The organism is Pectobacterium sp. A5351 (genome assembly GCF_028335745.1).
Classification (GTDB): domain Bacteria; phylum Pseudomonadota; class Gammaproteobacteria; order Enterobacterales; family Enterobacteriaceae; genus Pectobacterium.
Genome location: NZ_CP116477.1, coordinates 4,088,264 through 4,102,828, shown reverse-complemented (window position 1 = coordinate 4,102,828; position 14,565 = coordinate 4,088,264). Strand labels below are relative to the sequence as shown.

Here is a 14,565-nt window from a genome sequence, read left to right as displayed (position 1 = left end):
TAAGCGTTACGGCGTTTTCTGCTGTTCCTGTGAGGTTTTATCGCGCACCAGCAACGTGTTAAACAGGTAACCTTCTTCCTGATTGCTGCCGAAGGTGGCAAGTTGCAGATGGTCGTCATCAATGCAGGTGAGCAGTATTTTCACCTGCTGACCGAAACTGCTTTCACCTTTGCCGATAGCCTGTACATCGCTCATCTGACGTGCCGTGAAGGAGGAATCATCCAGCTTGTTACCGTAGCGGAATGCAATGGACGCGCCGCCGTCAATCTTGCCGCGCTGGTTGGTCATGGTCAGGCTGACGGCGTGGTAGGGGGCCTTTTGGTCGTACATTTCCCGAAAATACTCCGCCAGATCGCGATATTCCTCGGCGGAAAGCCCTGACATCACATACTCATAGCTGAATGAGCCGTGGAAACAGGACGTACTTTTCACGGGGGTAATGGGCGAAGGGAGTGCGTGCTGTGCGATATCATTCAGATAGCGTAGCCGATTTAACTGCTGCTGATAGCGCTGACGCAGGCAGTCTTCGTCTTTGCATTGATCGCGCGTGGTAAGCCAGTTGCGCTGAAACTGATTGAGCGTTTTTTCCCACGGTGCGCTGTTGCTGTACGCGGTCAGGAACGCGCGTGAGGTCTTCCAGGCCTGCGCCAGTTCTTCATCCAGTTGTCCGAGCAGCGGGCTGGCACAAATCAGTTTCTCTTGCTCCGAAGTGGCCTTGTCGCAGGGGAAACTGGCGGCTTGCGCATTGTAGTTGAAGGCGACCAGCGTCACTCCGACGGTGATAAGGGCAGTGAAGGCTATCTTCATGGCGTGTCCTGTAATATGTCCCAAAAGGCGGCAATTAGTGGTTCGCTAAGCCGTTTTTTCTGTACGCAAACACCCAGTTCAAGCGGTTCCATGACCTGCTCGACAAAGACAGAAACGCGGTTACGTACCGGTTCCGGACTGTTCTCCAGCACGACGTTGGGAATCAGCGCGATGCCGCAGCCCAGCGCGACCATCGATACCATCGCTTCATGCCCGGAGATGGTGGCGTAAATTTGCGGATTGGTGATGTGGTTGCGGCGGAACCACAGATCGATGCGTTTACGCACCGGGCCGTGTTCCGGCAGGATGAAGGGAATCTGCGACCAGTCCGGGTTCGCCTGACGCACCAACGATTGCACAGGGCAAGGTAGCGCTGGGATGATCAAGGCCAGAGGCAGTTTATCGAGCGGTATGAAATCAACGCTGACAGGCAGGGCCTCCGGGCGTCCTGCAATCCCCAAATCCCCCTCATTCGACTGAATTTTCTCAACGGCATCGGCGGCATCGCCGGTCGTCAGTTTAATTTCCACCAGCGGGTGCAGCGCCCGGAAGCGATCCAGAATCGGCGGCAGGTGGCTGTAGGCGGCGGTGACAGAACAGAAAATCCGCAGTTCTCCGCTTAATGACGGCCCGTGCTGGTCTATCGTGTGGCGTAGCTGCTGGTATTGCAGCAGCGTTTGCTGAGCGAACAGCTTCAGATGTTCTCCAGCATCGGTGAGCTGCACGGTGCGGTTATCGCGCAGAAACAGCGTCTGCCCTAAATCCTCTTCCAGCCGCTGAATTTGCCGCGACAGTGTCGACGGGCTGATGTGCATCGCCTTGGCGGTACGACCAAAGTGTCGGCTTTCCGCCAGATGCAGGAATAATTTGAGATCACGTAAATCCATGCGACGCAGGCCCCGTTTTTTATCTTTCAGCCGTTTTTTATCTTGCAACCGCTTTTGATCTTGCAAATAGTGCAATATGACGTTGCTAATATATCAATTTCAGCAACGCAATTCCTGTCATATGATGGGGTCATAGTGAATTCCCATCTGGCGGGAATCCTTTCTCGAATAATAGACAAACAAAACCGTATACGGAGCACGACATGGCTAACTATTTCAACACATTAAACCTGCGTCAGCAGCTGGATCAATTGGGCAAGTGCCGCTTTATGGGGCGTGATGAATTTGCCGATGAGGCGAGCTACCTGAAAGGGAAAAAAGTGGTGATCGTCGGCTGTGGTGCTCAGGGCTTGAACCAGGGTCTGAACATGCGCGATTCTGGTCTGGATATCGCTTATGCCCTGCGTGCTGAAGCGATTGCCGAAAAACGTGCATCATGGCGCAAAGCGACCGAAAACGGCTTCACCGTTGGCACCTACGAAGATCTGATCCCACAGGCTGATCTGGTGGTTAACCTGACGCCGGACAAACAGCACTCCGCTGTGGTTCAGGCAGTACAGCCGCTGATGAAGCAGGGCGCTGCGCTGGGTTACTCTCACGGTTTCAACATCGTTGAAGTGGGCGAACAAATCCGTAAAGACATCACCGTTGTGATGGTGGCACCGAAGTGTCCAGGTACGGAAGTACGTGAAGAATACAAACGTGGCTTCGGCGTACCGACGCTGATCGCGGTTCACCCGGAAAACGATCCAAAAGGCGAAGGCATGGCCATTGCTAAAGCCTGGGCTGCGGCAACCGGTGGCCACCGTGCTGGCGTTCTGCAATCCTCTTTCGTTGCGGAAGTGAAATCTGACCTGATGGGTGAGCAGACCATTCTGTGCGGTATGTTGCAGGCGGGTTCTCTGCTGAGCTTCGACAAACTGGTTGCGGAAGGCACCGATCCAGCTTACGCAGAAAAACTGATTCAGTTTGGCTGGGAAACCATCACCGAAGCGCTGAAGCAAGGCGGCATTACGCTGATGATGGATCGTCTGTCTAACCCAGCGAAACTGCGTGCTTACGCGCTGTCTGAGCAGTTGAAAGGCATCATGGCACCGCTGTTCCAGAAACACATGGATGACATCATCTCCGGCGAATTCTCCAGCGGCATGATGGCCGACTGGGCGAACGATGACGTGAAACTGCTGACCTGGCGTGAAGAGACCGGTAAAACGGCATTCGAAAACGCACCGCAGTTCGACGGTAAAATCGCTGAGCAGGAATACTTTGATAACGGCGTGCTGATGGTTGCGATGGTGAAAGCGGGCGTTGAGCTGGCGTTTGAAACCATGGTGAGCTCCGGCATCATCGAAGAATCCGCTTACTACGAATCCCTGCATGAGCTGCCGCTGATCGCCAACACCATTGCGCGTAAGCGTCTGTATGAAATGAACGTGGTTATCTCTGATACCGCAGAATACGGTAACTACCTGTTTGCTAATGCTGCCGTTCCGTTGCTGAAAGGGGATTTCATGGCTTCTCTGCAACCGGGCGATCTGGGCAAAGCGGTAGCGGGTACTGAAGTCGACAACGCGCAACTGCGTGATGTTAACGAAGCCATCCGTAACCACCCAATCGAAACCGTAGGCCACACGCTGCGCGGTTACATGAAAGACATGAAACGTATCGCCGTTGCGGGTTAATTCCTGTCGGTGATCGAAATAGAAGAGGGCACAGCATTAGCTGTGCCCTCTTTTTTTGAGCTTTTTTATCGCCGGACTTTTGTCGCAATCAAACGTGTTTTATCAAACGGACTTATATTTTGCTTCCGCCTGATTGAAGCGGTCAGTAATCGCTTTTGAGGGCGCTTTACCCAGCAGGCTGACGATAAAAATGGTCAGGCTATTGAAGATGAAACCCGGGATGATTTCATATAGGCCCAGCCAGGCGTAGTGTTCCCAGATCAGCACGGTTGCTGCGCCCACAATCATTCCAAACAGGGCGCCGTTGCGCGTCATACGCGGCCACAGCAGAGAAATCAGAATCACGGGGCCGAATGCGGCACCGAACCCAGCCCAGGCATAGCTCACCAGACCCAGTACGCGGTTTTCAGGATTAAGCGCCAGCACGATGGCAATCATTGCCACTAACATCACCATGGCGCGGCCAACCCACACCAGCTCTTTCTGGCTGGCATTTTTACGCAGGAAGGGCTTGTATAAATCTTCGGTGATGGCGCTGGAACACACCAGCAGTTGGCAGCTCAGCGTACTCATCACGGCGGCCAGAATCGCAGACAGCAGCACGCCGGCAATCCACGGATTGAACAGTAACATCGATAGCTCGATAAAGACGCGTTCGCTGTTTTGCGTCACGTTACCTGCCTGATCAGGGTTGCTTTGGAAGTAAGCAATGCCGAAGAAGCCTACCGTCACGGCACCAGCCAGACAAAGAATCATCCAGGTCATACTAATGCGGCGCGCGCTGCGGATGGTGTGGTGGGAATCGGCGGCCATAAAGCGCGCCAGAATGTGCGGTTGACCGAAATAGCCCAGACCCCAGCCCATCAGCGAGAGGATAGCGATAACATTCAGCCCTTTGAACATATCCAGATTGGCTGGGTTTTTCGCTTCAATCACCATCAGAGAGGTGTCTATTCCTCCCAGCGATAAAATGACCATGACCGGCGTCAGGATCAGGGCGAAAATCATCAGGCTGGCCTGAACGGTGTCCGTCCAGCTCACGGCCAGAAAACCGCCGATAAAGGTATAGGCGATGGTGGCCGCCGCTCCTGCCCATAACGCGGTGCCATAACTCATATCGAAAGTGCTTTCAAACAGGCGTGCCCCTGCCACAATGCCGGATGCACAATAGATGGTGAAGAAAATCAGGATCACTAACGCGGAAATGACACGCAGTAATTTGCTGTTATCTTCAAAGCGGTGGGTGAAATAGTCAGGCAGGGTGAGCGCATTATGGTTTATCTCAGTGTGTACGCGCAGGCGTCCGGCAACCCATTTCCAGTTCAGATACGCGCCTAACGTCAGGCCGATCGCGATCCAGCTTTCAGAAATGCCGGAAATGAAAATGGCACCCGGTAATCCCATAAGCAGCCAGCCGCTCATATCGGAAGCGCCAGCCGACAGTGCAGTGACCACGCTTCCCATTCGGCGTCCGCCCAGAATGTAATCGCCAAAGTTATTGGTGGCGCGATAGGCAAACAGGCCGATGAGAACCATCCCGAAAATATACACCAGAAACGTCACCAACATAGGTGTGCTTATTGTCATTCAACTCTCCACATTATTTTTCGTGCCGCTGTCGCGGCGACGCTGTGTTTTATTGTCATCACTCAGGCCGGAACGAGGTCTGAAGGTGATAAGGGGTGGCAACCGCTCCATTTGTTAACAAGGTTGCACAAAGTTGCAACATGGTCGATATTGACGTTTTCCCGATGTGCATCTTCTACTGACAGGAGTGGACGCTATGGGCTTTACCACGATGGGTGTAAAACTCGATGAGGAAACGCGCGAACGCATCAAGGCGGCAGCACAGCGTATTGATCGCACACCGCACTGGCTGATCAAACAGGCTATTTTCCATTACCTCGAACGCCTCGAAAGTGGCCTCGACACTCCTGAAACACCGCAATGGGCGAACGTCAGCCACACTGAAGCGGAAGAGATTATGCCGCAATCTCGGGAAGAAGAAACCCACCAACCCTTTCTTGATTTCGCTGAGCATGTTCTTCCCCAGTCTGTTATCCGCGCCGCCATTACTTCTGTTTACCGCCGCCCCGAAAGTGAACTGGTTCCCATTTTACTTGAACAGGCAAGACTTACCGATGAAATGTCGGAATTAACGCAGAAAATGGCTTATCGGCTGGCGGAGCAATTACGCAGCCAGAAAGCCGGAAGCGGGCGCGCGGGCATGGTGCAAGGGCTGCTACAGGAATTCTCACTTTCTTCTCAGGAAGGAGTGGCGTTGATGTGTTTAGCCGAAGCGCTGCTGCGTATTCCTGATAAATCCACGCGCGATGCGCTGATCCGCGACAAGATCAGTCGGGGGAACTGGCAGGCGCATCTTGGTCATAGTCCGTCGCTTTTTGTGAATGCCGCAACCTGGGGACTGCTGTTTACCGGAAAACTGGTGGCGACACATAACGAGGCGCACCTGTCGAATTCGCTGAACCGGATGATCGGGAAAAGTGGCGAACCGCTTATTCGCAAAGGCGTTGATATGGCTATGAGGCTGATGGGAGAACAGTTTGTTACTGGCGAAACCATCGGTGAAGCGCTGGCGAATGCCCGTGAGCGAGAGGAAAAAGGCTTCCGCTACTCTTACGATATGTTAGGTGAAGCGGCGCTGACGGAGCACGATGCCGCCGCGTATTTGGCGGCCTATCAGCAGGCGATTCATGCTATCGGCAAAGCCTCGAACGGGCGCGGGATTTACGAAGGGCCGGGCATTTCCATCAAGCTATCGGCACTGCATCCACGCTATAGCAGGGCGCAGTATGACCGTGTAATGGAAGAACTCTACCCGCGTTTGCTGACGCTGACGCTGCTGGCGCGTCAGTACGACATCGGGATCAATATTGACGCGGAGGAAGCCGATCGACTGGAGATCTCACTCGATCTGCTGGAAAAGCTCTGTATGGAGCCGCAACTGGCGGGGTGGAACGGCATCGGGTTTGTCATTCAGGCGTATCAGAAGCGCTGCCCATATGTGATCGACGCGCTGATTGAGTTGGCACAGCGCAGCCATCGGCGGCTGATGATTCGTCTGGTGAAAGGCGCGTACTGGGATAGCGAAATCAAGCGGGCACAGGTTGACGGGCTGGAGGGCTACCCTGTCTACACGCGCAAGGTCTATACCGATGTGTCTTATCTGGCGTGCGCACGCAAGCTACTGGCCGTACCGAATCTGATTTACCCGCAGTTCGCCACACACAATGCCCAGACGCTCAGTGCGATCTACCACATGGCGGGCAACAATTACTATCCCGGCCAGTATGAGTTTCAGTGCCTGCACGGCATGGGGGAACCGCTCTATGATCAGGTGGTGGGGGCAGTTGCGGACGGTAAACTGAACCGCCCGTGTCGTATTTATGCCCCGGTGGGAACCCATGAAACGCTGCTGGCTTATCTGGTACGGCGTCTGCTGGAAAACGGCGCGAATACCTCGTTTGTTAACCGCATTGCGGATACCTCAATGGCGCTGGAAACGCTGATTGCCGATCCGATTCGCGGCGTAGAGGCGCTGGCAAAAGTGGAATGGATCATGGGGGCACCGCATCCCCGCATTCCCCTGCCGCGCCAGCTGTATGGTCAGGCGAGGCAAAATTCGAGCGGGCTGGATCTCTCGAATGAGCACCGGCTGGCCTCGCTGTCCAGCGCGTTGTTGAACCACGCGACACAACCGTGGTATGCCGCACCGATGATTGAGGGAGAAAGCGACGCGGTCGAAGAAAAGCCCGTGGTGAATCCCGCCGATACGCACGATGTGGTGGGCTACGTTCTTGATGCCTCGGTGGCGGATGTTGAGCTGGCGATAGACGCAGCGGTACATGCGGGCACCATCTGGTTTGCGACGCCACCTGCTGAGCGTGCTGCGATATTGAATCAGGCTGCTTCGCTGATGGAAAATCAGTTGCAGAGCCTGCTGGGGTTGCTGGTGCGGGAAGCGGGGAAATCCTTCAGTAACGCGATTGCGGAAGTGCGCGAAGCGGTGGACTTCTTACGCTATTACGCGGGTCAGGTCCGAGACTCGTTCACCAATGACACCTATCGTCCGCTGGGGCCGGTGGTGTGCATCAGTCCGTGGAATTTCCCGCTGGCGATCTTCACCGGACAGATTTCTGCCGCACTGGCGGCAGGAAACAGCGTATTGGCGAAACCGGCTGAACAGACACCGCTGATTGCGGCACAGGCGGTGCGTATTTTACATGAGGCGGGCATTCCTCTGGGCGTACTGCAACTGCTGCCTGGGCAGGGCGAAACGATTGGTGCCGCATTGGTCAACGATGAGCGAGTACGCGGCGTGGTGTTTACCGGATCGACAGCCGTGGCTAAAACGCTACAACGCAGCATTGCTGGCAGGCTCGATCCACAGGGACGGGTGACGCCGCTGATTGCCGAAACGGGTGGTCTGAATGCGATGATTGTCGATTCCTCTGCACTGACGGAACAGGTGGTGAATGACGTGATCGCCTCCGCGTTCGATAGTGCAGGGCAGCGTTGTTCCGCGCTGCGTCTTTTGTGTCTGCAAGAGGACATTGCGGATCGCACGTTGGCTATGCTGCGTGGCGCGATGGCGGAGTGTCGAATGGGGAATCCTGAACGCTTATCGACCGACATCGGCCCGCTGATTGACGCGGAAGCGAAAGAGAACGTGGAGTGGCATATTCAGGCGATGCGGGCGAAAGGCCATACCGTATTTCAGGCAGCGCACCCGCAGGATGAGGAAACCTGGCGGCACGGGACGTTTGTGAAACCGACTCTGATTGAACTGGGCAGTATAGACGAGTTGAAAAAAGAAGTTTTTGGTCCAGTTTTACACGTTGTTCGCTATCAAAGCCAGCAGTTGGATACCGTGGTTGAGCAAATTAACGCAGCGGGATACGGCCTGACGTTAGGCGTGCATACCCGTATCGATGAAACCATCCAGCGTGTGACGGGCAAGGCGAGGGTGGGCAACCACTATGTGAATCGCAATATGGTCGGTGCTGTTGTCGGGGTTCAGCCTTTTGGTGGTGAAGGCTTATCAGGAACCGGACCAAAGGCTGGCGGACCGCTTTATTTGTATCGCTTGCTGGCACATCGGCCGGACGAGGCGCTCGCGAAAGGGTTCGCGCATCAGGATCGTGAGCAGGTTCCCGATGTTTCTGCCCGAGCGTCGCTGCTGGCGGGGTTACAGGCGCTGGAAGCGTGGGCGATTGCCGGCGAACGCCACGGGCTGACGACGCTGTGCCAGCGTTACAGAGAATATAGCATCAGCGGGATAACGCGGCTGCTGCCGGGCCCGACAGGGGAAAGCAATACCTATACGCTGTTGCCGCGTGAACGGGTTTTATGTTTGGCAGATACTGAGGAAGACCGCTTGATTCAGATGGCGGCGGTGCTGGCAACCGGCGGGCAACTGCTGTGGCCGGAAGGTGAGCAGGAGAAAACGCTCTATGAGCATTTACCCGCCGAGGTACAGTCTCATATTCAGTTTACGCCGGACTGGCAGCGGCACGACGTCTCTTTTCATGGCGTCATTTACCACGGGGATGCCGATCGGTTGCGGCAGTTGAGTACAATGCTTGCAGAGCGCGATGGCCCGATTATCCTGCCGCTGGGTTATGCGCAGGGTGATACCCACGTTCAGCTTGAGCGCCTGCTGACCGAACGTGCCCTGAGTATTAATACTGCGGCAGCGGGCGGCAACGCCAGCCTGATGACGATAGGCTAAGAAAAAAACGCGCCAGCCCAGAAGGTCGGCGCGCTTTTTCTATTTATATGCGTCGGTGTAATGACTTAGTTGCGGTATAGCACCTTGATTACATGGTAACCAAACTGGGTTTTTACCGGACCAAACGGTTTCAACAATTCGCAGGAAAACACGGCCTTATCGAACGCTGGCACCATGTCGCCTTTACGAAATTCACCTAAATCACCGCCATTGCGCTTTGACGGGCAGGTCGAGTGTTTTTGCGCCAGTTTCTGGAAGTCTGCGCCTTTTTCCAGTTGAGCAAGAATGTCGTTAGCCTGCTGTTCGGTATCCACCAGGATGTGCAATGCTGCTGCGGTATTTGCCATGTTGTTACCTTTTTTGCAAAAGAGATGCCTGCGCGCAATGTAACATTTGCAACGCAAGATGTGGACTGCGACGTGCTTTCCTTAATAACAAATCCCTGGTCAAGATCGATACGGCTTTCTGCTACAATCGCCTTCCGTTTTATGAGTGAGCAAGATCGTTATGCGCTTAAACCCCAGCCAACAACACGCCGTCGAATTCGTCACCGGACCTTGTCTGGTACTGGCGGGCGCAGGTTCAGGCAAGACCCGCGTGATCACCAACAAGATTGCGCACCTTATCCGCCAGTGTGGCTATCAGGCTCGGCATATTGCTGCCGTGACGTTTACCAACAAAGCGGCGCGGGAGATGAAGGAGCGCGTGGCGCAGACGCTGGGGCGTAAAGAAACGCGTGGGCTGATGATTGCGACCTTCCATACGTTGGGGTTGGAGATCATCAAACGCGAATACGCCGCATTGGGGATGAAATCCAACTTCTCCCTGTTCGACGATCAAGATCAGATGGCGCTGCTGAAAGAGCTGACGGAGCAGTGGCTGGAAAATGATAAGGTTTTGCTGCAACAGCTGATCTCGACGATCTCAAACTGGAAAAACGATCTGATCGATCCTGCTGGTGCGGCAGCGACGGCGCGTTCCGAACGCGACAAGCTATTTGTGCACTGCTACTCGCTCTATCATGAACATTTGCGCGCCTGTAACGTGCTGGACTTCGACGATCTGATTTTGTTGCCTACGCTGCTGCTGAAGCAAAACGCTGAGGTACGCGAACGTTGGCAGAACCGCTTGCGCTACCTGCTGGTGGATGAATATCAGGATACCAATACCAGCCAGTATGAGCTGGTGAAACTGCTGGTCGGTACCCGCGCGCGTTTCACCGTCGTAGGCGATGACGATCAGTCTATTTACTCCTGGCGCGGGGCGCGTCCACAGAATCTGGTGCTGCTACAGCAGGATTTCCCCACGCTTGACGTGATCAAGCTGGAACAAAACTACCGCTCATCCGGGCGTATTCTGAAAGCGGCCAATATTCTCATCGCCAATAACCCGCACGTTTTTGAAAAACGACTGTTCTCAGAGCTGGGCTACGGCGATGAACTCAAAGTGATTACCGCCAATAACGAAGATCACGAAGCGGAGCGGGTCGTTGGTGAGCTGATTGCCCATCACTTTATTAAAAAGACCCAGTATGGCGACTATGCCATTTTGTATCGTGGTAACCATCAGTCGCGCCTGTTTGAAAAGATGCTGATGCAGAACCGTATTCCGTATCGCATTTCCGGTGGCACGTCCTTTTTCTCCCGTCCTGAAATCAAAGACTTGCTGGCTTATCTGCGCGTTTTGACCAACCCGGATGATGACAGCGCGTTCTTACGCATTGTGAACACGCCCAAACGTGAGGTCGGCCCGGCGACGATGAAGAAGCTGGGGGAGTGGGCAGGGCAGCGCAATAAAGGCCTGTTCAGCGCGAGCTTTGATTTGGGATTGAGCCAGTCGCTTACCGGCCGTGGGCTGGAATCCCTGCAACGGTTTACCCAGTGGCTGGCGGAAATTGCCCGTTTGGCAGAGCGTGAACCGGTAGCCGCCGTGCGCGACCTGATTCATGGGCTGGACTACGAAAGCTGGCTCTATGAAACCTCACCCAGCCCAAAAGCCGCTGAAATGCGGATGAAGAACGTCAATCAGTTATTTAGCTGGATGACAGAAATGCTGGAAGGCTCCGAATTGGATGAGCCCATGACATTGACGCAGGTGGTGACGCGCTTCACCCTACGGGACATGATGGAACGTGGAGAAAGTGAAGAGGAGCTGGATCAGGTACAACTGATGACGCTGCATGCGTCCAAAGGTCTGGAGTTTCCATACGTCTTTTTGGTCGGGATGGAAGAGGGGCTACTGCCGCACCAAAGCAGCATTGATGAAGACAACGTTGATGAAGAACGCCGCCTGGCATACGTGGGGATTACGCGCGCCCAGAGTGAACTTATCTTCACGTTATGCAAAGAGCGCCGCCAGTATGGTGAATTGGTTCGCCCTGAGCCGAGCCGTTTCCTGCTGGAATTGCCGCAGGACGATGTCGTGTGGGAAACAGAAAGGAAAGTGGTCAGCGCACAAGAGCGTATGCAGAAAGGTCAGGCGAACGTTGCTAACATCCGAGCGATGTTGGCGAAAGCAAAAGGGGAATAAAGCGTTCTCCCCTATGTGCTCGTTAAGCTGAAGCTTCTTCCAGCATCAGCGGCCAGTGTACATAGCTCTGCCAGCGACTTTCTTGTTCCAGCATTTCTGCCCGTAATGGATGCTGTGCCAGCCAGCCCGCAGGCAGAATCAAACGCAGTGTTTCACCTTCTACGCGTAATCGTACGGCTGGCAGCGTGTCATCGCGGCGCCGGCTGGCAAAAATAATCGCCAGACGTAACAGGCGGCATAGGCGCTGCGCCTGATTCACTGGCAGCGCATTCTGCTGACTCAGCGGCATTAAATCGACAGGGTTAATCTGGTTTTGCAGGAGCGTGGCTAACAGTTTTTTCTGGGCGGGCGTAAAGCCGGGGAGATCGCTATGGCGAATCAAATAGGCTGCATGCTGGGGCGACTGGCGAAAGTCGATGCTCAAACCGATTTCGTGTACCAGACAGGCGCTGCGCAGTAACTCGCGACATCGGCTATCTAACTGCCAGTCACGGGCAACCTGTTGCAGAAAGTTGTCCGCCAGTGTGCTGACGCGCTTAGCCTGTTCGGCATCCAGCAGATAGCGGCGTTGCAGCGTCGCCAATGTGCGGTGACGAATGTCCTGATCGATGGGCAAATGCAACATGCCATAGACCAGCCCTTCACGCAGCGCTCCACCAGCCAGCGTCATCGTTTTGATGTCGAGCTCTTGGAAGATCGCCAGCAGGATGGCTAATCCGCTGGGAAAAACCAGCGCGCGTTCCAGCGTCAGGCCTTCAATTTCCAGCTCTTCCAGCTTATCGCACTGAATCGCATGCTCTTTAAGCTGTCTGAGCTTCGGCAGGGTAATGTATTCATCCATTCCCTGCGCGACCATGATTTCCTGTAGCGCTTGTACTGTGCCGGAGGCGCCGACGCAGATTTGCCAACCCTGCTCGCGCAGCGAGGCGGCGACAGGACGCAGCATTTCACGCGCCGCTTGTTCCGCGCGTTCAAAATTACCGGCTTCCAAATTGCGGTCGCTGAAATAGCGATCCAGCCACGTGACGCATCCCATCGGGAGGCTGATCAACTGGGTCGTTTTTGCGCCAATCCCTGTCGCCAGCTCGGTGCTGCCACCGCCGATATCCACGACCAGACGCGCATCCGGGCCGCCCGTCGTATGTGCTACGCCTTGATAAATCAGGCGTGCTTCTTCTTCACCGCTGATAACCTGAATCGGCAAGCCCAGAATTTCCTGGGCCCGTTGCAGAAACTCGTCAGCATTCGTTGCCAGCCGCAGGGTGGCGGTCGCGACGACGCGCACCTGATCCTGCGGGATGTCCTGCAACCGTTCGGAGAACAGCTGTAGACACTGCCAGCCGCGCTGCATCGCGTCCTGCGAGAGCCGATTCTGTTTATCCAGCCCTGCCGCAAGGCGGACTTTACGCTTTATTTTCGCCAGCGTCTGAATGCTGCCTGCGGTTTCCCGGGTGACCAGCATATGGAAGCTGTTCGAGCCGAGATCGATGGCAGCGTAAAGTGAAGAAGAGCTCAGCATCGACGGTTAATCCGCTCGTTTACGGTTATTACGGGGCGCTCCACTGCGGCGCGGCGCATTGCTATGTCGGCGCGGGCCATTATTGGAACGCGGTGGGCGTGTTAAACGCTTCGGCGCGGGTAAATCATTCATCAGCGCGTCGCTGTTGTATTTGCTGACCGGGATGCTGTGGCCGATATAGGTCTCGATAGCCGGGAGGTTCAGCGCATACTCTTCACAAGCCAGGCTGATGGAAAATCCGCTTTGTCCCGCGCGACCAGTACGTCCAATACGGTGGACGTAGTCTTCGCAGTCATCCGGCAGGTCGTAGTTGAAAACGTGGGTCACGGAAGGAATATGTAAACCACGCGCTGCAACGTCCGTTGCCACCAGAATATCCAGATTGCCCTGAGTAAATTCTTCCAGAATACGCAGACGTTTTTTCTGTGCGACGTCGCCCGTCAGCAGCCCAACACGATGGCCGTCGGCAGCCAGATGGCCCCAGATATCTTCGCAGCGATGCTTGGTATTCGCGAAAATAATGCAGCGGTCCGGCCACTCTTCTTCCAGCAGTGTCTGGAGCAGGCGCATTTTTTCTTCGTTAGACGGATAAAACAGTTCTTCTTTAATGCGATGGCCGGTTTTTTGCTCTGGTTCAACTTCCACGTACTCTGCGTTATTCATCTGTTCAAACGCGAGTTCACGCACCCGGTAGGAGAGCGTTGCGGAAAAGAGCATGTTCAGACGCTGTGTCGCTGGCGGCATGCGGCGGAACAACCAGCGAATATCTTTGATGAAGCCGAGATCGTACATACGGTCCGCTTCGTCCAGCACGACGACCTGAATCGCGCCCAGGTTTATGTGGTTCTGTTTGGCGTAATCAATCAGGCGACCGGTGGTACCGATCAGGATATCAACGCCGTTTTCCAGCACCTTAAGCTGCTTGTCGTAACCGTCTCCACCGTAGGCTAAACCCAGTTTTAACCCAGTAAGGTGAGACAGTGCTTCTGCGTCAGAGTGAATCTGGACAGCCAGTTCACGGGTTGGTGCCATAATTAAGGCACGTGGTTGATTGGTTTGACGCTCTGCATTTGCAGGGTGTGAAAGCAAATAATGGAAAGTAGACGCGAGAAAAGCCAGCGTCTTGCCGGTACCGGTTTGCGCCTGACCTGCAACATCACGCCCTGACAGAGCCAATGGCAGAGCTAACGCCTGAATAGGCGTACAGTTATGAAACCCTTTACTTTCAAGGGCTTCAATAACCTGCGGGTGCAGGGCGAAGTCGGAAAACTTCTGTTCAGTTAAGTGTGTTTTGCTCATAGTGTGGTAGAATATCAGCTAACTATTGCTTTACGAAAGCGTATCCGGTGAAATAAAGTCAAGCCGTTGTTGGTTAATGCTACACCAACA

The 14,565-nt window shown here is 54.6% G+C and carries 9 protein-coding genes; 3 read left to right on the top strand and 6 right to left on the bottom strand.

What is annotated here, in order from left to right; genetic code table 11:
* Positions 1-6: 6 nt before the first annotated feature.
* Together O1Q74_RS18900 and ilvY are read right to left on the bottom strand one after the other, a co-directional pair.
* Positions 7-807 (bottom strand): lysozyme inhibitor LprI family protein, encoded by an 801-nt coding sequence (locus O1Q74_RS18900; RefSeq protein ID WP_271875039.1) that lies wholly within the window; start codon positions 805-807, stop codon positions 7-9.
* Entirely contained in the window at positions 804-1,694 is an 891-nt protein-coding gene (gene ilvY / locus O1Q74_RS18895) for an HTH-type transcriptional activator IlvY (protein WP_271875038.1), read from the bottom strand. Before ilvY ends, O1Q74_RS18900 begins: the two co-directional genes overlap by 4 nt.
* Positions 1,695-1,897: 203 nt before the next feature.
* Here ilvY and ilvC point away from each other — a divergent pair, with 203 nt between their 5' ends.
* Positions 1,898-3,376 (top strand): ketol-acid reductoisomerase, encoded by a 1,479-nt coding sequence (gene ilvC / locus O1Q74_RS18890; RefSeq protein WP_271875037.1) that lies wholly within the window; start codon positions 1,898-1,900, stop codon positions 3,374-3,376.
* 102 nt (positions 3,377-3,478) lie between these two features.
* Here ilvC and putP read toward each other — a convergent pair whose 3' ends face one another.
* Entirely contained in the window at positions 3,479-4,963 is a 1,485-nt protein-coding gene (putP, locus tag O1Q74_RS18885; RefSeq protein WP_271875036.1) for a sodium/proline symporter PutP, read from the bottom strand.
* A gap of 196 nt (positions 4,964-5,159) precedes the next feature.
* Here putP and putA point away from each other — a divergent pair, with 196 nt between their 5' ends.
* Positions 5,160-9,128 (top strand): trifunctional transcriptional regulator/proline dehydrogenase/L-glutamate gamma-semialdehyde dehydrogenase, encoded by a 3,969-nt coding sequence (gene putA, locus O1Q74_RS18880; RefSeq protein ID WP_271875035.1) that lies wholly within the window; start codon positions 5,160-5,162, stop codon positions 9,126-9,128.
* Between the two features lie 65 nt (positions 9,129-9,193).
* Here the strand turns inward: putA and ppiC are convergent, their stop codons facing one another.
* A complete protein-coding gene (gene ppiC / locus O1Q74_RS18875; protein WP_015842110.1) occupies positions 9,194-9,475 on the bottom strand; it encodes a peptidylprolyl isomerase PpiC in 282 nt (93 codons plus the stop codon).
* A 160-nt stretch (positions 9,476-9,635) separates the two neighbouring features.
* On the opposite strand from ppiC, the gene rep reads away from it, so the two are divergent.
* Positions 9,636-11,657, top strand: coding sequence for a DNA helicase Rep (gene rep, locus O1Q74_RS18870; protein WP_271875034.1), 2,022 nt, complete (start codon positions 9,636-9,638; stop codon positions 11,655-11,657).
* 22 nt (positions 11,658-11,679) lie between these two features.
* Here rep and ppx read toward each other — a convergent pair whose 3' ends face one another.
* Both ppx and rhlB read right to left on the bottom strand, forming a co-directional pair.
* Positions 11,680-13,176, bottom strand: coding sequence for an exopolyphosphatase (ppx, locus tag O1Q74_RS18865; RefSeq protein WP_271875033.1), 1,497 nt, complete (start codon positions 13,174-13,176; stop codon positions 11,680-11,682).
* A gap of 6 nt (positions 13,177-13,182) precedes the next feature.
* The gene (gene rhlB / locus O1Q74_RS18860; protein ID WP_271875032.1) at positions 13,183-14,475 is read right to left on the bottom strand and encodes an ATP-dependent RNA helicase RhlB; all 1,293 of its coding nucleotides are present in this window, start codon (positions 14,473-14,475) and stop codon (positions 13,183-13,185) included.
* Between the last annotated feature and the right edge of the window lie 90 nt (positions 14,476-14,565).